Origin of the sequence: uncultured Nocardioides sp., from assembly GCF_947489365.1 — a bacterium.
GTDB lineage: Bacteria > Actinomycetota > Actinomycetes > Propionibacteriales > Nocardioidaceae > Nocardioides.
The window spans coordinates 484231-503771 of record NZ_CANLDB010000003.1 but is presented as its reverse complement, the minus strand read 5'-3'; the positions used below and the strand labels follow the sequence as shown (position 1 = coordinate 503771).

Sequence of the window (19541 nt, the reverse complement as noted above, 5' to 3'; positions counted from 1 at the left end):
GTCAGACAGGGGTGGCAGGGTGACCTGCATGACGTCCGCGCCCCTCCTCGTCCCCCTCGGCGGCCACACCCCGGTCGTCCACCCCGACGCCTGGGTCGCGCCCGGAGCGGTCCTCGTCGGCGACGTGCGCATCGGGGCCGGGGCGAGCGTCTGGTACGGCTGCGTGCTGCGTGCGGACGTCAACCCCATCGTGCTCGGCGAGGGCAGCAACCTGCAGGACGGCACCGTCGTCCACGCCGACACCCGCCACGGCGTCCACGTCGGCGCTCGCGTGTCCGTGGGCCACCAGGCGCTGGTCCACGGGTGCACCGTCGGCGACGACGTGCTCGTCGGCATGGGCTCGCGGCTGCTGAGCGGCTGCACGATCGGGACCGAGAGCCTCGTCGGGGCGGGCGCCGTCGTCCGCGAGGGCCAGGAGGTGCCGCCCCGGAGCCTCGTCGTGGGCGTGCCGGGGAAGGTCCGCCGCGAGCTCACCGAGGACGAGCTCGCCCGGGTGCACCGCAACGCCGAGTCGTACTACGCGCTCCGCGACGCGCACCGCGAGGCCACGCGGGACCTCTGAGCGGTCGTCTAGGGCCTCAGGCCTCGCGCCGACGCCGGACGACCAGCACGGAACCCAGCACCACCGCGCCGAGGCCGATCGGCAGCAGGACGGCGGGCGGGCCGCCGGTGTTCGGCAGGTCCTTCCCCGCGCGGGACCCGGCCGTCTCCTGGGCCTCGGTGTCCGTGGTCGTGTCGGTGGTCGTGTCGGTGTCGGTGGCGCCGGGCATCCCGCCGCCCAGGCCGCCCCCCAGGCCGCCGCCGAGGCCGCCGTCCTGCTGCATCTGCGCTCCGAGGTCCCGGCCCAGGTCCTGCCCGCCGGTGCCGCCCGTCCCGCCGCCGGTGCCACCGCCCTGGCCTCCCTGGCCGCCCTGGCCGCCCTGGTCCTTCTCGAGGTCCGTGCCGAGGCCGCTGCCGGGCAGCCCGTCGCGGTCGAGGAGCAGGACGGACGGGCCGGTGCGCACCGGGTCCCGGCGGGGCTCGTCGACGACCGGGTCGTCGGCGCCGGGGACGGCGGTGAAGGTGCAGGTCACGTACGCCGAGCGGGAGGGCATCGTCAGGGTGCCGGTCGGACCGGACCGGTCCACGAGGACGTCGGTGCCGTCGAGGCAGTCCAGCGTGACGTCGTACGACGCGGCCTCGGCGCCGTCGGCCGTCGTCAGCGCGACCCCGTAGGTGGCGCCGGGGAGGGCGAGGACCTGCACGTACTCGCCCAGCTTGGCCTGGCGGCCGGCGTCCGTGCCCGCGGTGACGCCCCGCGGTGACGCCGGCGACCCGTCGTACGCCGCGCCGGTGAGGGTCACGGCGAGCTGGTCGCCGGCCCCCGCGCGCCCCTCGGGCAGGGAGACGCGCACGGTGACCTGGCTGGGTCGGCCGCAGGCCAGCGCCTGGCCCTGGGCCGGGTCGAGCACGGCCACCGTCTCCCCGGTGACCGGGTCGGTCGCGGCCGAGCCGCCGTCGTACGCGAGGTGCAGGAGGCCGTCGCGGTCGAAGGCGATGCGCGCCACCGGGGCATCGGTGCGGGTGCGGCTGACCTCGGTGGCCGTGAGCGGGGCCGCGGTCGGGCGCAACGGGAGGGCCGTGCGGTAGAGCACCGCCTCGCCACCGGCGTCGGCGCCGGCGACGACGTACAGGCGTCCGTCGCCCCCGAAGGTGAGTCCGCCGGCGGTCCCGGGGGCGCCGGGGAGGTCGAGCGTCGCCAGCGGCGCCGTGGCCGCCCCCTCCAGGGTGCGGCTGAGCAGCAGACGGCCCGGGGCCGCCACGGTCGCGACCCAGCGGGTGCCGTCGAGCGGGTTGCTGGCGCCGGAGGCCGCTCCGGTGCCGAGCGCGCCGCCCAGGCAGGCGGGACCGGACACGGCGGGGACAGCGGGCGCGGTGGGGACGGACTCCTCGGCGGGCTCCTGGGCGGGCTCCTCGACGGGCTCCTCGGTGGCCTCCTCGACGGGCTGCTCGACGGCCGGCGCCGGCTCCGGGTCCGGCGTCTCGGTGGGCTCCGACTCCTCGGGCGGCGCGGGCGTCTCGCTGCCGGCGCTCGGCAGGGTCTCCACCTCGTCGGACGCGGCGGAGGGGAGGGCGGGCGTGGCCAGGACGGCCACGACGGCGACGGAGCCGGCGGCCCGGAGCAGGCGTGAGCGCATGACGGAACGCAGCGACATGAGGACCTCGAGAGCGGGGGAAGAGTGCGGGTCGCCTCCCCAGTCGGCGACCCCTGAAGTGTAGGAATCCCGAGGGTCCGGGCGTGGCGCTTTCGCCAAACCCGTCCGACGTCGTTGCTGGTCAGCGGGTCACGGACGACGGCGGCGGCCGCAGGCTCAGCCAGCGCTCCTCGACGACGTAGCCCACCGCGGCGTTCATCGCGAGGCTCCCGGCGTTGACGGCGGCACCGCCGGTGCCGAACACCCGAGCGCCCGTCGGGAGCAGGAGCAGGACCGAGGCCGCCTTCACCGCCGCCGCCAGCCCCCGGCGGCGGTGGTCGGGGTGAACGGACGTCCACGCCGTCTCGACCAGCTCCCCACCCGGCTCGACGGCGGTCACGGCCGCGAGGTCGCGGCCGCGCCAGGCGCCGACGAAGCGGGCGTCCATCGCGCGCAGTCGGACGAGGGTGCGTTCCGGGACGTCGGTCGCCGGTGTCAGCGGGTAGTCGGGTGCGGTGAGCGCCTCGAGGTCCGCGACGGCGGGCAGCTCGCCTGCGGCGAGCGGGCGGACGTCGTACCCGGCATCCTCGGCGCGCTGCACCAGCGCACGCAGCCGGTCCGGGTCGGGGTCGCGGAGCCGTGCGCCCCAGGACTCGGCGACGACGGTCCACCCCGCGGCGAGGAGCCGCTCCGCCTCCGGGTCGTCGGACCGGAGGACGCGGGCGTCGCTCACCGCAGCCGGGTGCGCAGCACGACCTGACGGTGGTCGCTGAAGCGCGTGGGAACGACCCGGCTGCCCGTCCGGTCGAGACGCCGGGAGAAGAAGAAGTAGTCGATCTTCTTGCCACCGTTCCTCGTCGTGCCGGGCCCCCGGCGGCCGCAGCAGCCGTTGCTCTCGCGCAGCACGCCGCGGCCGCCCGCGTAGAGCCGGCTGTAGAACTCGTCGAGCTGGGGGCTCCTCGGGGTGGCGTTCAGGTCGCCGCCCGCGACGACGGCGTACCCGCGGTCGACCATCCGCTCGACCAGGTCGGTGGTGATCCGGGCCTGCCGCTGCCGGACGTCGGCCAGACGCACCTCGAACGAGTGGTGGGTGCCGCAGACAGCGACCTTCCCGCCGCCCGGCAGCCGGACGCAGCCGACGTTGCGGACGTAGCTGTCGCCGGACGGCAGGCCGCGACTGAACCGCTTCAGCCGCGTGGACCCCTTCGGCGCGACCACGGCGTTGCCGATGCCGCCTCGGCACCGGTCGGACTCGGCGAGGAAGTAGTGCACGGTGTACCGGGGCATCCGCTTCCGCAACGCCGTCGCCTGGGACGCACACACCTCGTTGAGCACCGCAGCGGTGACCCCGCGCTCGCGGATCGCGGTGGCGATCGTCGGGACGATCGGCTCGACGCCGCCGCCGTGCTGCTTGCCGCCGGCGATGTTCCAGCTCATGACCACGACGGCCTCGCCGGCGTCGGCGCGGGGCGCAGGGGCCACGACGGAGGCGTGGGCGCCCGGGGCGGCGATGCCGGCCGACACGACGACGACGCCGGCGGCGAGGAGGGCTCCGAGCGACCGGGAGGAGAGCACACCCGAGGGTAGGTCGCTCCCGCTCACGACACGCCGAGGTCGATGACGGAGACGGGGTTCTCGAACTCGCTGACGCGCAGGGAGACCTGGAGCTCCCAGGTCCCGGGCCGGGGCAGCACGACGTCGGCCGTCCACGTGCCCCGGGCGATCCTGGTCAGCTCGACGTCACCGAGGTCGAGGTCGTCGGTCGCGAGGCTGACCCGGGGCGGCTCGGCCGTCTGCGTCGGCACGCCGGTGGCGTCGCGCACCTGGATCGTCAGCTCGTTGGGGCCGACCGTGTGCGGGGACATCCCGGCCTGCACCTCCAGGTTCGCGAGCGAGGCGAGGTGGGGCCCGGTGAAGACGGGGTCCACCTCCCCCGGGGCGCGGGACGCCTCGGCGACGTCGGGCGTCGAGTCGACGAGTACCCCCGTGACCCCGAGCAGGACGACGAGCAACGCGGCCTCGACGGCGGTGGCGCGCGCCACGACCCTCGCGCCGGACCGTCGCTCGGGGGCGCGTGTCGCGTCCCGCAACCGGGGCAGCAGCGACCACCGGTTCCAGCCGGCGACGACGACCACGGTGAGCGCCAGCCCGACCTTGGTCAGCAGCAGCAGCCCGAAGGCGGTGCCCGTGAGGGCGGCCACGGAGCCCACGATCCGCCACCCGAGCAGTGACCCCGTGACCACCAGCGCCACCAGCACGCTCGCCGCGGCGACCGAGAAACGGGTGAGCGTGGTGGCGGCCAGGTCGCCGCGTCGGCGGGCCAGCACCGGCAGCGCGACGGCCAGGCCGACGAGGCCGCCCAGCCAGACGGCCCCGGCCACCAGGTGGAGGACGTCCGCCGCGACGACCAGGCCCTCCGGGGAGGCGGCGCGGCTGTGGCCGACCAGGGCGGGACAGCAGACGGCGACCCCGGCAGCCGCGAGCGCGCCGAGCCGTCGGCCACCCGTCACCCGGCCGTCGCCGAGCAGGACGACGGAGGCGAGGAGCCCGAGGACGATCCCAGCACCCGTGACGAGCTCGGTGGTTCCGAGCGCCGTCCAGGTGGCTGCCGAGGAGAGGGCCCCGACGCCACCGCCCTGCTGGTAGGAGGCCACCACGGGCAGCGAGGCCGCCGCGGCGAGCCCGGCCGTGAGCGCCGCCCCGCGGGTGAGCCCGACCAGTCGGCGGCGCGGCCGGTCGTCGTCGCGACCGGCCGCGAGGAGCAGGAGCAGGAACACGACCAGGCCGGTCGCGGCGAGCAGCCCGACGTACGTCAGGACGCGGAGCGGGGCCAGCAGCCAGGGCGGGCGCACCACGCCGTCGTCCGGCGTGGCCGCAGCCTGCGGGGGCTCTGCCACGGCGGCACTGGCCGCCCCGACGGAGAAGCGCAGCGACCCGCCGACGGGATGGCCGTCCGCCGACACGACACGCCACACCAGGACCAGCGTGCCCTCGGCGACCGCCTCGTCGAGGCTCACGACGACCAGGTCGTCCCTCGCCCGGGCGGACGACGCGACGGGGTCGCCCTCGGCGTCGTACACCGCGACGGCGTCGTACACCGGCGTCACGGTCTCGGAGAAGCGGAGCTCGACCTCCTCGGGCGCGCGCTCGAGGATCCGACCCTCGGTCGGGTCGGACGACACGAGGATCGCGTGGGCGCTCGCGGGTGCCGCGGCGGTGAGGACGAGGGAGCCCGTCGCGCTCAGGACGACGAGCAGCGCGGCGAGCGCCGCGCCGAGCCGCCTCACGCCCCGCGGCGCTGGCGCACGAGCGCGGTCCCGCCCAGGACGGCGCCGAGGAGCCCGAGCGCGAGGCCGGCGATCCCGAGCGCCGGCGCTCCGGCCGCCTGCCGGGCCCCGTCCGTCTCGTCCGCCGCGTCCGCCGCGTCGAGGGACGCCGGGTCCGCGTCGCCGCCGCCGTGGGCACCGTGCGCGTCACCGTCGCCCGCGGCCTCGGTGACGACGAAGGTGGGGGCCGGCATCTCGAGGTCCGCGGGGTCGACGTCGCCCTCGGCGACCTCGATCCACGCCGACTCGGCGCCCCGGCACTGCTGCACGACCGGGAACCACAGCTGGGTGCCCTCCTCGGCGGGCAGCTGCATGCTCATCGCGAGCTCGTCGTCGACACCGTCGGGCAGGGGCTGCCTCGCCGTCCAGGTCACCGACGTGACCCGCTCGGTGACCTCGTTGCCGTGGGCGTCCGTCACCGGCTGGGTGAACTCGGCGACCTCCGTCTCGACGTCCCACATCGGGTTGCGGGTCGGCACGACGCCGAGCACGCCGGTGGGGACCTGGACCGACAACCGGGTCGTCGGTGCGCCGTCGCAGCCGTGGGGCACGCTCAGCTCGAGGACGGCCGTCGCCCCCGCCTCGGTCGTCGACGGGGTGATCCCGACGTGGGCGGCGGACGGCGCGGCCCCGGCCGCGACGAGGCCGCCGCCCAGGCCGACCGCGATCGCGCCGAGGACCGCACGGGCGAGCACCGGTCTCACGAGTCCTCCTGGGTGGTTCACGGGTGCGAATCGAGTCCGCGGTGATGCACACCACACCATCAAGCCGGGGACTCTGTGTCAAGAGTGTGAACTCGGTTCTGGTCATCGGCCAGAGCCTCGCTCTACGCTGCAGGTTCACATCGTCGAACCGTGGTCGCTCCCGTGAACGGGTCGGCCGTAGGAGGTCCTCATGCCCAACATCACCGTCGAGCTGCTCGCCGGCCGCACCCTGGAGCAGCGCCGGGCGTTCGCCCTCGCCGTGGCCGACAGCGCCGTCGAGATCCTCGGCGCCCGCCGTCAGGACGTGCGGATGGTCTTCAGCGAGATCACCGCGGACATCGTCGCCAACGGCGGCGTGCTCGCCAGCGAGGACGACAGCCGCGCCGGCGTCGTCTCCGCGCTGTCCGAGTCCCGCTGACGGAACCGCCGCACCACGGACGACGAGGCGGGCCGGGAGGTGATCCTCCCGGCCCGCCTCGTGCCGTGTGCGGCCCCGCCGGCTAGCGGCGCACCCGCATCGTGCGAGTCGCCTCCGCGCGCTGCGACACCTCGTCGGCGAGGTGGACCACCCGCACCCGGACCTGGCCGGCCCTGTTCGCCCGCGGGAGGCTCATCTGCAGCCTCCCGGTGTCGTCGAGCCTGCGGGTCAGGGCCTTCTTGCCCTGCATGAGCACCCGGACCTGCCCCGTCATCGCGACGGACCCGGGAGCGGCCACCCGGACCCGGAGGGTGGCGCGGTCGCCCCGGTCGATCGCCGCCGGCAGCTGCACCGTCACCGTCGGCGACGCCTTGGCCACCTCGACGTCCACCACCGAGGACGACGCCGCGTGGCGGGCGTCCCCGAGGTAGCGCAGGGTGAGCGCGTACGACCCGGGCCGCAGGGACCCGGCAGGCAGGGTGACCCTCGCCCGACCGTCCTCCACCGAGCCCCGGCCCAGGACGGTCTCGCCGTCCAGGACCTCCACCCGTCCGGTGGCCGTCCGCGGTGCCACCGCGGCCACGACCGTGCCGGGGCGCCCGTAGGTGAACGGCGCGGCGACGCCGGCGACCGCGGTGACGGCCGGCGGCACCTCGTCGACCGCGATGGTGACGGTCGTGAGGTTGGAGTCGTCGGTCCCGTCGTTCGCGACGTACACGAACGTGTCCGTGCCGCTGAAGCCCTCCGGCGGCGTGTAGACGAACGACCCGTCCTCGGCCAGCTCCACCTCGCCCCGGCGGGGGCGGCCGACGGCGGTCGCCGTGAGGGTCGTGCCCTCGGCGGCGGTGTCGTTGGCCAGGACGCCGGGCGCCTCGATCGTCAGGACCGTGTCCTGGTCGGTCGAGTACACGTCGGCCACGGCGACCGGGCCCTCCTCGCCGGGCGGCTCCTCCTCGTCCTCGGTGACGGTGATCATCACCGTGGCGGGCTCGGAGTCGTCGGTGCCGTCGTTCGCCACGTAGGTGAAGGAGTCCGTCCCGCTCCACCCGGCGTCCGGCGTGTAGGTGAACCCGCCGTCCTCCGCGAGGGTGACCTCGCCGTGGTCCGGCTGCGTCGCCCCACCGGCGGTGAGGGCGTCACCGTCGGCGTCCGTGTCGTTGGCGAGGACCCCGGGGGCCTCGACCTCGAGCGGCACGTCCTCGTCGGTCGTGAAGGAGTCGTCGACCGCGACCGGAGCCGCGTTCCCCGGCTCGGGCTGGCCCTCGAACAGGTCGCCGACCTGGTCCTCGGTCAGCTCGTAGTCGTACATCCGGAAGTCGTCGACCAGGCCGTCGTAGCGCGGGTCGGGCCAGCTGGTGCCGCCGATGAAGTTGGCGGTGGTCCGGCCACCGACCCCCACGTCGTCGATCCCGAGCGTGAAGTCCTCCCGCTCCCCGACGAGCTCGCCGTCGAAGTAGAGCCGACCCACGGACCCGCTCATCGTGAAGACCACGTGGGTCCACTCGTTCAGCGGGGTGTCGTTCCCGTTGCCGAGGGTCAGCCGCTCCTGGGCGCCGTTGCCCGGGGCCTTGAAGGTCGCGGCGAACCCGGTCGGACCGTTGGCCTGCGTGCTGGACTGCAGCAGGAAGAACGTGTCCGTGCTGCTGCCGATCTGCAGCAGCGGCACCCAGTTCGGCAGGGCGTCGGGCCGCGTCCAGATCGAGACGGTGAAGTCCTCCTCCAGACCCGCGTCGACGTCGTTCGGCAGGCGTACCTGGTTGCCGGTGCCGGCCCCGCCGCCGGGCAGGTCCACGCCGGCGCCGTACTGGCCCTGGGCGGTCCAGCCCGTCGCCCCCTCGAGGGTCGCGGCGCCGACGGAGGTGTCGGTGCCGGTGTTGGCCGCGGTCCGGCCCTGTCCCTCGTCGAAGGTGTAGTGGATCGGGGTGCCCTCGCCGGGCGGCGGGCGCTCGACGGTGTGGGTGGTGGTGGCCTCCGCGTCACGGAAGCCCTCGGCGCCCTCGAACACCACGCGGAGCTCGTGGTCCCCGCGGCCGAGCGTCTGCTCGGCGAAGGTGACCGACCCGTCGGCGACCTCGACCGGCTGGCCGGTCGGGGTGCCGTCGACGTACAGCTGCGCGGTGCCCTCGGCGACGGCGTCGCCCTCGGCGTCGACGGACGCGGTGATCTCGAGCGGCTCACCGAAGGGCGACGGCGAGGCCGGGTCGACGCTGATCGACACCTCGGTGCGCAGCGCGGCGCCCTCGGCGTACAGGGCGGTCACGTCGTCCGCGGTCAGCGCGGAGTCGTACGCACGGACGTCGTCCATGCGGCCGTCCAGCGCGTCGTCCGGGAAGCCGTTGCGGCCCAGCCAGTTGTTCTCCGTCGGGCCGACGTCGTCCAGCCCCAACGTGAGGTCGTCACGGCTGGCGACCGGCTCGCCGTCGAGGTAGAGCGTGCCGGTGGATCCCTCGCGGACGAACGCGACGTGGTTCCACGCGTCCAGCTCGAGGTCCACGGCCGGGTCCGCGTAGATGCGCTCCTGCAGGGCCTGGCCCGGTGCCTTGAACGTCGCGGCGAGACCGGTCGGGCCGTCCGCCTGGGTCGACGTCTGGATCTGGAAGAAGCCGCCGTCGCCCCCGAGACCGGTGCCGAGGTGGAACAGGCCCGTCCAGTTGGTGCGCGTGTCCGGCCGGACCCAGAAGGCGGTGGAGAAGTCGCTCGCCCCCGCCAGCAGGTCGTCGGGCAGGTCGACGGCGTTCGCCACTGCCCCGCCGGGCAGGTCGAGGGCCGCCCCGAGGACGCCGTCCTGGCTCCAGCCGGCACCGCCCGTGAGGGTCGCGTCGCCGACGGAGGTGTCGGTGCCGGTGTTGGCCGCGGTCGACCCCTCGCCCTCCTCGAAGGCGTAGCGGACGCCCACGTCGTCCAGCCCGGGCTCGGCCGCGGCGACCACGAGGTCGTCCACCATCACGCCGCCGCCACCGGTCGCCGCCAGGCTCATGACCTCGCGCCGCGAGGAGGCGGTGAAGGTGCCGACGAAGTCGGCGTACGAGCCACCCGCCAGGTCGCCCGACGGGTTCGCCGTCGTCGCCGTCAGCGTCTCGGTGAGGTCGCCGACGGTGAGCTCCAGCGTGGCCGGGGCAGTGCCCGTGGCCCGGCTGTCGCGGGCGTACTTGAGGGCGACGCGGTACTCCTCCCCCGCCCGCAGACCACGCAGCGCGCGGTCGAGGCTGCCGTCGGCGCCGAGGCCGAGCTGGTAGCCGGTGCCGCCGAGCCCACCCTGACCCGTCGCGGAGCCGCGGACGAGCTGGACCGGGCTGTCGACCGTCCAGGGGGTCATGCGCGCGCTGTCGGCGCCGACGTCGATGACGGCGGGCGGGTTGGCCGACCGCCACGCGTCGGGGATGCGCGGGTACTCGAACTGGTCGACCACCAGCGGGGTGCGCACGTCGAGCTCGACCTCGGGGTCGATGTCGACGATCTCCGCGACCGACGGGGTGCCGTCGGCGTCCCAGACGAAGAGCATGTACGCGCCGGGCACGGCGTACGTCGCGTCCTCGGGGGCGGTGATGCGGACCCGGCCCGAGGAGTCCTGCGTGAAGTCCAGGTCCTGGAAGCCCTGGTCGTTGTTGAAGCCGTGCGTGACCGAGCCGTTGCGGACGAGGGTGACCCGCGAGACCTCGGTCGACGACTGCACGTCGAAGGTGCCGGCGTACCCGATCCTGCCGGGGACGGAGCTCAGCTCCGGGCGCGCGGCGGGCTCGTCGCCGTCGGGGAGGTACGACGGGGAGTAGTACTCGACGTCGCGGTAGTTGCGGGGCCCGGGGGCGCCGCCGCCGGCGATCATGATCCGGCCGTCCGGCACCAGCAGGGCGGTCGAGTGGTAGAGCCGCGCGTGCTCGTGCGGGACGTCCACGGTGGTCCACTCGCCGGTGGCCGGGTCCCAGATCTCCGGGTTGGTGACGTAGTCGCCGTTGCCGTTGTTGTCCGCGCTGCCGCCGGTGACGATGACGCGGCCGTCGGGCATGACGGTGCCGGTCGGCCAGTGGCGCCGGTGCTCCATGGGCTCCGAGGCGGCGACGACCGGGTTCTCGGTGCCGCCGGTGATGTCGACGGTCAGGCCCGCGCGGGCGCCGGCGGGTCCGCCGCCGTTGGCCCACCAGCCGCCACCGACCTGGAGGATCTTGCCGGGGGCGTAGGTCACGGCGGTCGACGTGGCGCCGACCGGGTTGCCGAGCGCGCCCTGGTTCGCCACGGCGCTCGGCAGGGTGCCGCGCAGCGTGATCTCGCCGTCACCGTCGTTCGCGTACGGGTCGAGCTCGTACATCTGCGTGCCGGTGACGTTGAACAGCGTGCCGCTGCCGGGGGCGACGAACGCCCGCGGGTACCACCAGCGGTTCTCGTCCTGGCCCGGGTGGTCGCTGCCGCCGTCGCCGTACGCCGCGGTGCTGCGGGCGCCGGTGAGCTTGCGCCAGCCCGTGCCCTCGTCGGGGGTGTAGATCTCGGGGGTCTTCACGCCAGGACCTCCGGGGCCGCCGCGCAGGCTGCCGCCCTGGACGACGATGTCGCCGTTCGGCATGGTCGTGCCGGTCGGGTACCAGCGCGGGTAGTGCATCGGGGCCTCGTCCTGCAGGCCCTGACGCGCGCTGTAGCTGGTGACGCCGATGGCGGCGTCGTTCGGGGCGTTCTCCCCCAGGCCGTCGTCACCGCCGACGGTCATCGTCGTGCCGGTGTGCGGCTGCTGCACCTGCATCGCACAGAACAGGTCGGTGTAGGTCGCGTTGGGGCTCAGGCCCTCGTCGAGGTTCTCGAGCGTGCGTTCCTGGGACGGGTCCCAGACGTCGTACTCGAACTGGCCGCCCTGGCTGATGCAGCCGTCGCCGGTCCAGTCGAACGGCGTGGCGTCGGTGCAGCCGGTGGCGGTGCTGCCGAAGGACTGGATCGTGCCCTCGGGGGTGAGCGAGGCGTTGATCGCCATCAGGGGCCAGGGCTGGACGCCGCCCCACGAGCCGTTCTCCGACTTGTCGGGGGCCGAGCAGTCGGCGGGCTTGAGCCCGGAGGAGTAGGCGAGGCCGTCCCGCATCTGGTCGAGCATGAACGGCTCGGAGTAGGCGGAGCCCTCGTGGCCCATGCCGGTGAACCAGGAACGGCCGGCGTCGATCTCCTGGCACCAGGTGATCGGGTGGGTGCTGCCCTGGCGGCCCATCCCGTACGACGACTCGTCGGCCTCGAGCAGCGTGCGGACGTCCTGCGCGGGGTTGGCCGTCCAGTCGTACCACTCGTCGCTGCGGGTGATCTCCGCCGGCAGGTCGGCGGTGAGCGGGTGGCTCGGGTCGGTGTTCACGACCCGGCCGGGGCGCACGGCCGGGTTCTCCGGGTGGCCCTCCGACATGGCTCCGACCAGCTCGAGGAAGAACGGGTTGACGTCGTGCTCGCTCGTGCCGACCGACCACGAGGTGTAGTGCACGCCCATGAAGCCGCCGCCGCCGCGGATGTAGGTCTCGAGGGCCTCACGCTGCGCGTCGTTGAAGAGCACGCCCCCGGTCTGGGCGAACGCCAGGGTGTCGACGGTCGCCAGGTTCTCGTCGTTGAAGACCGCCGGGTCGTCGGTCTCCTGGATGTCGACCTCCTCGGCGTACTCCTCGCCGAGCTCCTCCGTCAGGTCGCGGATGGCCTGGCGCGCCTGGACGTGGGAGGCGTGGAAGTTCGACTTGTAGAACAGCAGCACGCGCAGCACGCCGTCGTCCGGGGCTGCGGCGGCGGGCGTCGGGGCGACGACGCTCAGCATCGAGAGCGCGACCAGCGCTCCCGTCAGGGCGGCCACCGCGCTGGCGGACAGCCGTCGTGCGCGGTGGGCCACCCGGGTGCGGGCGGGCCGGCGACGTGTGCTCATGAGAGCTCCTCGAGTCGGGTGTCGGCGGCAGGGGGAACGCGGCACCGACGGGGTGAGTCGTGGCGAACGTAAGGTGACCCACACCACAGGGTCAAGAACTCACGCCATATTCGTGAACAGAATGACGTTCTGGTTCACCAGTGTGAACTTTCAGCGCTGCGAACGCGCCGATCCACCGCCGGCGAGGGCCTCGACCTCGGCCTGCGTCGCCATCGAGGTGTCACCCGGCGTCGTCATCGCGAGGGCTCCGTGGGCGGCACCGAGCTCGAGGGCGCGCTGCAGGCCGGCACCCTCCAGCAGCCCGTGGACGAGGCCGGAGGCGAACCCGTCGCCGCCCCCGACGCGGTCGAGGATCGCGAGGTGGTCGCGCGCGACCGAGGTGAGGGCTCCGGTGGCTGCGGACCAGCCCACGACCTGCCAGTCGTTGTCGCCGGCGGAGTGCACGACCCGGCGGGTGCTCGCCACGACGGAGGCCGTCGGCAGCGAGGCCCCGAGGGTGGCCAGGTCGGCGAGCAGGTCCCCGCCCTCCGGTGGGTCCGGGAAGTCGGCCGGACCCCCGAGGACGACGTCGGCGTGCTGCGCGAGCTCGCGGTTGACCTCGCGAGCGCGCGCGTGGCCGCCGGAGCCCGCCCACAGGCTGGGGCGGTAGTTCGTGTCGTAGGAGACCGCCGTGCCGTGGCGCCGGGCCGCGGTCATGGCCTCGAGGGCGAGCGCGGTGCAGGACTCCGAGAGACCCGCGAGGATCCCGCCCGTGTGCAGCCACCGCACCCCACGGCGTCCGAGGAGGTCGTCCCAGTCGACCTGGCCGGGCCCGAGCCGACTGATCGCCGTCCCGGCACGGTCGGAGACCCCGAGGGCGCCACGGACGCCGAAGCCGCGCTCCGTGAAGTTGAGGCCGTTGCGCGCGGCACGGCCGACCCCGTCGAACGGGCTCCACCGGACGAGGGAGGCGTCGAGGCCGCTCGAGCGGACCAGGCCCTCGACGAGCCGGCCCACCTCGTTGTCGACGAGGGCGGTCACGACCGCGGCGCGGTGGCCGAACACCGAGGACAGGCCGCGGGCGACGTTGTACTCCCCGCCGCCCTCCCACACGTCGAAGCGGCGGGCCGTGCGGATGCGCCCCTCCCCCGGGTCGAGGCGCAGCATGACCTCGCCGAGGGCGACGACGTCGTACGTGCACGACGCCGCCGGCCGGACCTCGATCACCCGGGGCCCGATCCCGCGGGGCCCAGGCGGGTGACGGCGTCGGCGCAGCGGCGGACGACCTCGTCCCAGGCCCCGGCCGCGAGCAGGTCCGGCGCGACCATCCAGCTGCCGCCGACGGCCGCCACCTGCGGCAGGTCGAGGTAGGCGGGCGCCCGCTCCGGCGAGATCCCCCCGGTGGGCACGAAACGCACCTGTCCGAACGCCGCGCCGAGTGCGGCGACGGTCGCCGGCCCGCCCGAGGCCTCGGCCGGGAAGAACTTCACCGTGCCGAGCCCGAGGGCGAGCGCGCCCATGAGCTCGGAGGCCGTCACGACCCCCGGGACGACCGGCAGCCCCCGTGCCCGACAGCGCCCCACGACGGCGACGCTGAGGCCGGGCGACACGACGAACTGCGCGCCGGCGTCGTGGACGCGGTCCACCTGTTCCGGCGTGGTCACGGTGCCGGCGCCCACTAGCAGGTCGCCGCGGGCCGCGAGCGCGGTCAGGACGTCGAGGGCGAACGGGTTGCGCAGCGTCACCTCGGCGACGGGGAGCCCCCCGGCCACGAGCGCCGCCCCGAGGTCGTGCGCCCGGGCCGGGTCGTCGGTCACCACGACGGGGACGACCCGGTTCCGGACGACGTCCGCCAGGCTCGCCCGCACGGTGTCCCTCGTCGGCTCCAGCAGCGGCTCGGTCATCGCAGCTCGGCGATGACCGTCTTGAGCTCGGTGTAGTCGTCGAGCCCGAAGGAGCCGAGCTCGCGGCCCCAGCCGGACTGCTTGTAGCCGCCGCGCGGCAGCACGACGTCGTCCGCGTGCCAGGTGTTGAGCCAGACCGTGCCCGCGCGGAGCTTGGCGCCGACACGGTGCGCGGTGCCCAGGTCGCGCGACCAGACGCCGGCAGCGAGGCCGTAGACGGTGTTGTTGGCGGCGGCGACGACCTCGTCCTCCGTGTCGAACGGGATGGCGGTGATGACCGGGCCGAAGATCTCGTCGGTCTGCACGGCCATCTGCTCGGTGACCGAGGTGATGAGGGTCGGGTCGACGAAGTAGCCGCGGTCACGGGCGCGCTCGGCGCTGCCGGCGGTGAGGACGGCCCCCGCCTCGGTCGCGCCCCTGATGTAGCCCAGGACCTTCTCGTGCTGCTCGGCGGAGACCAGCGGTCCCATGTCGGCGCTCGGGTCGAAGCCGTCGCCGACCTTCATCGCCCGCGCGGCGGCGGCCACGCCGTCCACGACCTGGTCGAACACGGCGCGCTGGACGTAGAGGCGCGAGCCGTTGACGCAGCACTGGCCCTCGTTGAAGTAGCCGCCGAGGGCGGCACCGGCCACGGCGGCGTCGAGGTCGGCGTCCGCGAAGACGATGTTCGGGGCCTTGCCGCCGAGCTCGAGCGACACCTTCTTCAGGTTCCTCGAGGCGCCGGCGGCGATCTTCTTGCCGACCTCGGTCGAGCCGGTGAAGGCGACCTTGTCCACGTCCGGGTGGTCGACCAGGGCCGCGCCGGTGTCGCCGTACCCGGGGACGACGTTGACGACGCCGGCGGGCAGGCCGGCCTCGAGGAGCAGCTCGCCGAGGCGCAGCGCGGTGAGCGGGGTCTGCTCGGCGGGCTTGAGGACGACGGTGTTGCCGGCCGTGATCGCCGGGACGACCTTGAAGCAGGCCATGGTGAGCGGGAAGTTCCAGGGCACGATGCCCGCGACGACACCGATGGGCTCGCGACGGGTGTAGGCGTGGAACTCCTTGCCGGGCACGGACATGGGGATCGAGGTCCCCTCCATCTTCGTGGCCCAGCCGGCGAAGTAGCGGAAGAGCTCCGCGGCGACGGAGACGTCGCCGGCCGCCGAGCTGACGCGCTTGCCGTTGTCGAGGGACTCGAGCTGGGCGAGCTCCTCGGCGTGGGCGTCGATCAGGTCGCCGATGCGCCACAGCAGGTGCGACCGCTCCCGCGGCGTCATCCTCGACCAGGGCGAGCCGGCCTCGAAGGCGCGGCGGGCCGACGCGACGGCGCGGTCGACGTCGGTCGCCGAGCCCTGCGCGACCTGGGCCAGCTCCTCCTCGGTGGCGGGGTTGATCGTGGCGAAGGTGCGGCCGTCGGCGGCGTCCACCCACTCCCCGTCGATGAGGAGCTGCTTGGTCGAGGACAGGAACGAGCGGACGGCGGGGAGCATGGTCTGCTCCGGGGACAGGGTGGCCATGGGTGGACCTTTCGTCGGTGGTGTGCGCGGGGACGTCGGGGAGGGGCGGGACCGGGTCGCTACTTGATGACCAGCACCTTCGACCGGTCGAGGGTCAGGGCGACGGCGGCGACGATGATCGCGCCGTACAGGATCTGCTCGTAGGCCGACGGGACGCCGACGACCGGCAGGCCGACGCGGAGCAGGGTGATCACGAGGGCGCCGGCGACCGAGCGCCAGACCCCGCCGTGGCCGCCGGTGATGGCGGTCCCGCCGACGACGATTGCCGCGACCGCGGGGAGCAGCAGGTTGTCGGCGGTGGTGGGGCTGCCGGAGAAGTTCCGGGCGACGAGCATGACCGCCGCCAGTCCGGCGCAGGCGCCGGACACGCAGAAGGCGCCGATCTTGACCAGGTCGACCGGCGAGCCGGCGAGCCGGGCGGCCGACTCGGAGAAGCCGATGGCGCTGATCCAGCTGCCGAGCGGCGTGAAGGTCAGCACCGCCCAGATCCCGGCGACGACGAGCAGCGCGACGAGGACGGACATCGGGACGTAGCCCGCGACGTACAGGTCGAGCCAGTCGAGCGCGGTGAGGTCGCTGATGCCGACCGTGCCCGCGTCGGAGACCACGAGGGCGACCGCGGAGAAGATCGACAGCCCGCCGAGGGTGACGATGAACGACGGGATCCGCAGCACCACGTGGACGACGCCCTGCACGGCGCCGATCAGGGCGGCGACGGCGACGACCACCGGCAGGGTGGCCCCGCCGAGGTCGGGCAGCCACAGGGCGAAGAGGACCGTGCTGAGGGAGGCGAGGGCGGCGATCGACAGGTCGATGCCGCCGCACATCACCACCATCGTCGCTCCGGCCGCGAGCAGGATCAGCGGGGCCGCGGTGGTCACGGCCGCGAGGATGTTGCTCTGCGTGAGGAAGCCGGGGTCGACGATCGTCAGGGCGGCGAAGATGCCGACCAGGGCGATCACCGGCATGAAGGACGTCAGCCGCTGGCCGGTGCTCGGGGCTGCCCTGAGCGCGGCCGTGGACGGCGGCTTCTCGATGACGGGGTTGCTCACACCATCTCCTTGACCAGGTCGAGCGGGGTGGGCTTGCCGCCCTCGGGGCAGGCCACCTCGGTGCCGACGCGGCCGTCGCTCATGACGACGACCCGGTCGGCCATGCCGATGGCCTCCTCGAGGCTGTCGGCGAGGAGGACGGTCGCGACGCCATTGGCGGCGAGCTCGCGCATCAGGCGGTAGACCTCGGACCGGGCCCCGATGTCGAGGCCGCGGGTGGGGTGGTCGAGCAGCAGCAGCTTGATCTCGCCGCCCACGAGCCAGCGGGCGAGGACGACCTTCTGCTGGTTGCCGCCGGACAGGCGGCCGATCGGGGTGTTGCGGTGGGGCACCCGGATGGAGAGCCTCTCGATCCAGTGGTCGACCAGCTTCGCCTGCTTGCGCCTCGAGGTGAACGGACCGGTGCAGCGGGAGCCCTGGGCGACCAGCGTCATGTTGTCGGCCACCGACATCGGCCCGACCATGCCCTCGGTCTTGCGCTCGGCGGGCACGTAGCCGATGCCGGCGGCGCACGCCGCGCGCGTGCCGCTGAGGTCCAGCGTCTCGCCGTCGAGCCTGATGGTGCCCGTGGTGGTCGGCTCGGCGCCGAACAGCGCGCGGCACACGTCCTCGCGGCCCGAGCCGTGCACGCCGACGACCGCGACGATCTCGCCGGCGGCGACCTCGAGGTCGACGTCGCGGAACGTGCGGCCCGACAGGCCGCGCACCTCCAGACGCGGGCGCCCGGTGCGGGACCCGGCACCCTCGCCTCCCTCGGCCCCCCCGACGGTGTCGCGGGCGGCCGCCGAGGCACCGTGGTAGTGGTCGTCGGAGCCGGTGGAGCCGATCATCATGCGGTGCAGGTCGGAGGGGTCGGCCCCGGCGGTCGCGACCTCGCCTGCGGAGACCCCGCCCCGCAGGACGCTCACGCGGTCGCAGACGTCGAGGACCTCGTCGAGCCGGTGGGAGACGAAGACGACGGAGGCGAACTCGCGCAGCCGCCGCACCTGCGTGAAGAGGGTGTCGATCTCCTTGGTCTCGAGCACCGAGGTGGGCTCGTCGAGGATGATCACAGGCGCGTTCTGGCTGCGCTGCTCGATCCGCAGCACCTTGGCGATCTCGACCATCTGCCGCTCGGCGAAGGTGAGGCTGTCGGTGCGGGCCAGCGGGTCGATCGGGGATCCGATCTTGTCGAGCTGCTCCTGGGCGAGCCGGCGCATGGTCGACCAGCGGTAGAGCCCGCCGCGCACGCCGGCCGCCTCGCTGCCCAGCACGATGTTCTCGGCCGCGGTGAGGTTGGGGACCAGCGACTGCTCCTGGAAGACCATGCCGATGCCGTGCCCGGCGGCCTCCACGACGCTGCGCAGACGGACCTTCTCGCCGCGGACGTAGATGTCGCCGGCGTCGGGGCGCACGAGCCCGACGAGCGCCTTGAGCAGCGTCGACTTGCCGGCGCCGTTCTCACCGGCCAGCCCGAGGACCTCGTGCTGGCGGACCTCCAGGTCGACGCCGTCCAGCGCCTTGACCCCGGGGTAGTGCTTGACGAGACCGCGGACCTCGAGTGCCGGCACCGCGGGTGCTGGCACCTCCGCCTCGCGGGCGGCCACCTCCGTGCTCACTTGACCACCTGGTTCCTGCGTCGTTGCGGGTAGACGGCGGCGGCGACGGCCACCACCACGATGAGGCCCTGCACGCCGCCCTGCCAGTAGGGGCTGACGCCCGCCTGGACGAGACCGCTGGTGAGGACCGTGACGAGCAGGGCGCCGACGGCGGAGTGCAGGACGCCGCCGCGGCCGCCGACCAGCAGCGTGCCGCCGACGACGGCCGCGGTGATGGCGGCGAAGTCGAACCCCCGGCCGGCCTGCACCAGGCCCGCGCCGAGCTGGCTGGTGACCATGACGCCGCCCAGGCCGTAGAAGGCGCCCGCGAGGGTGAAGACCATGACCTTGTACGGCCGGACGTCGACCCCCGAGAGCGACAGCACCTCCTCGGCACCGCCGATCGCGTAGGCGTAGCGGCCCAACCGGGTGTAGCGCTGGATCAGCCACCCCACGACGACGCAGGCCACGGCGATCCACGCGAGGTAGGAGAAGCCGAGGAACCGCTCCACCGAGAGGCTGTCGAGCCGCACGTCGCGGATGTTCGGCTGCACGCCGTCGAACAGGAGCGTCGCGACGCCCAGACCGACGGCGGAGACGCCCAGGGTGGTCATGAACGACGGGACCTTGAGCAGGACCAGCGCGAGCCCGCTGAGCAGGCCGAGGGCGGCCCCCAGGCCGATCGCGAGCGCGATGCCCAGCAGCCCGAGGTCGTTGCCGTTGCGGTTGTTCTCGACGAGCAGGGCGACCGCGATCGCCGAGGCGCCCATGACGCCCGGGGCGGAGAGGTCGATCGACCCCATCATCAGGACGAAGCTGATGCCGCAGGTCACCACCGCCAGCACAGCGGCGGCGTCCATGAGGTTCTGGACGTTGCCGACGGTCCGGAACGAGGGGTTCAGGACCGCGAACGCCAGGAAGATCACGACGAGCGCGATCGGGGGCCCTGCGTCGGCGAGGGACACCCCCCGCCGAGGCCTGGGGCGCGCCCCGACGACGTGACCCTCGGGGCTCACGGTGTCCTCGGCGGGGGATGTCATGG

At 74.3% G+C, this 19541-nt stretch carries 14 protein-coding genes; 2 read left to right on the top strand and 12 right to left on the bottom strand.

Annotated elements, in window-relative coordinates:
• Positions 1–28: 28 nt before the first annotated feature.
• Positions 29–562, top strand: a complete 534-nt coding sequence (locus tag Q0858_RS11540) for a gamma carbonic anhydrase family protein (protein WP_299054248.1) — start codon at positions 29–31, stop codon at positions 560–562.
• A gap of 16 nt (positions 563–578) precedes the next feature.
• Here Q0858_RS11540 and Q0858_RS11535 read toward each other — a convergent pair whose 3' ends face one another.
• From Q0858_RS11535 to Q0858_RS11515, 5 genes are all read right to left on the bottom strand, one after another.
• Positions 579–2195, bottom strand: coding sequence for a hypothetical protein (locus Q0858_RS11535; protein ID WP_299054245.1), 1617 nt, complete (start codon positions 2193–2195; stop codon positions 579–581).
• Positions 2196–2316: 121 nt separating this feature from the next.
• Positions 2317–2907: a hypothetical protein gene (locus Q0858_RS11530; RefSeq protein ID WP_299054242.1), complete on the bottom strand. Its 591-nt coding sequence runs from the start codon at positions 2905–2907 to the stop codon at positions 2317–2319.
• Positions 2904–3749 (bottom strand): endonuclease/exonuclease/phosphatase family protein, encoded by an 846-nt coding sequence (locus Q0858_RS11525; protein WP_299054239.1) that lies wholly within the window; start codon positions 3747–3749, stop codon positions 2904–2906. Before Q0858_RS11525 ends, Q0858_RS11530 begins: the two co-directional genes overlap by 4 nt.
• Before the next feature lie 23 nt (positions 3750–3772).
• Positions 3773–5461 carry a copper resistance protein CopC gene (locus tag Q0858_RS11520; RefSeq protein ID WP_299054235.1) on the bottom strand — a complete coding sequence of 563 codons (1689 nt, stop codon included), beginning with the start codon at positions 5459–5461 and terminating at the stop codon, positions 3773–3775.
• Positions 5458–6204 carry a YcnI family protein gene (locus tag Q0858_RS11515; RefSeq protein ID WP_299054232.1) on the bottom strand — a complete coding sequence of 249 codons (747 nt, stop codon included), beginning with the start codon at positions 6202–6204 and terminating at the stop codon, positions 5458–5460. The genes Q0858_RS11520 and Q0858_RS11515 overlap by 4 nt, the downstream gene beginning before the upstream one ends.
• 190 nt (positions 6205–6394) lie before the next feature.
• Between Q0858_RS11515 and Q0858_RS11510 the strand changes: the two genes are divergently transcribed.
• Positions 6395–6622 carry a tautomerase family protein gene (locus tag Q0858_RS11510; RefSeq protein ID WP_299054229.1) on the top strand — a complete coding sequence of 76 codons (228 nt, stop codon included), beginning with the start codon at positions 6395–6397 and terminating at the stop codon, positions 6620–6622.
• Between the two features lie 82 nt (positions 6623–6704).
• Here the strand turns inward: Q0858_RS11510 and Q0858_RS11505 are convergent, their stop codons facing one another.
• The 7 genes from Q0858_RS11505 to Q0858_RS11475 form a co-directional block, all read right to left on the bottom strand.
• Positions 6705–12491, bottom strand: coding sequence for a LamG-like jellyroll fold domain-containing protein (locus tag Q0858_RS11505; RefSeq protein WP_299054226.1), 5787 nt, complete (start codon positions 12489–12491; stop codon positions 6705–6707).
• A 150-nt stretch (positions 12492–12641) separates the two neighbouring features.
• Complete coding sequence (locus Q0858_RS11500; protein WP_299054223.1) at positions 12642–13697, bottom strand: sugar kinase; 1056 nt, start codon at positions 13695–13697, stop codon at positions 12642–12644.
• Positions 13694–14374 (bottom strand): bifunctional 4-hydroxy-2-oxoglutarate aldolase/2-dehydro-3-deoxy-phosphogluconate aldolase, encoded by a 681-nt coding sequence (eda, locus tag Q0858_RS11495; RefSeq protein WP_299054220.1) that lies wholly within the window; start codon positions 14372–14374, stop codon positions 13694–13696. Before eda ends, Q0858_RS11500 begins: the two co-directional genes overlap by 4 nt.
• Positions 14371–15870: an aldehyde dehydrogenase family protein gene (locus Q0858_RS11490; protein ID WP_299054217.1), complete on the bottom strand. Its 1500-nt coding sequence runs from the start codon at positions 15868–15870 to the stop codon at positions 14371–14373. Before Q0858_RS11490 ends, eda begins: the two co-directional genes overlap by 4 nt.
• A gap of 59 nt (positions 15871–15929) precedes the next feature.
• Positions 15930–16922, bottom strand: a complete 993-nt coding sequence (locus Q0858_RS11485; RefSeq protein WP_299054214.1) for an ABC transporter permease — start codon at positions 16920–16922, stop codon at positions 15930–15932.
• The gene (locus Q0858_RS11480; protein ID WP_299054211.1) at positions 16919–18520 is read right to left on the bottom strand and encodes a sugar ABC transporter ATP-binding protein; all 1602 of its coding nucleotides are present in this window, start codon (positions 18518–18520) and stop codon (positions 16919–16921) included. Before Q0858_RS11480 ends, Q0858_RS11485 begins: the two co-directional genes overlap by 4 nt.
• Entirely contained in the window at positions 18517–19539 is a 1023-nt protein-coding gene (locus Q0858_RS11475) for an ABC transporter permease (RefSeq protein ID WP_299054546.1), read from the bottom strand. Before Q0858_RS11475 ends, Q0858_RS11480 begins: the two co-directional genes overlap by 4 nt.
• Positions 19540–19541: the final 2 nt, after the last annotated feature.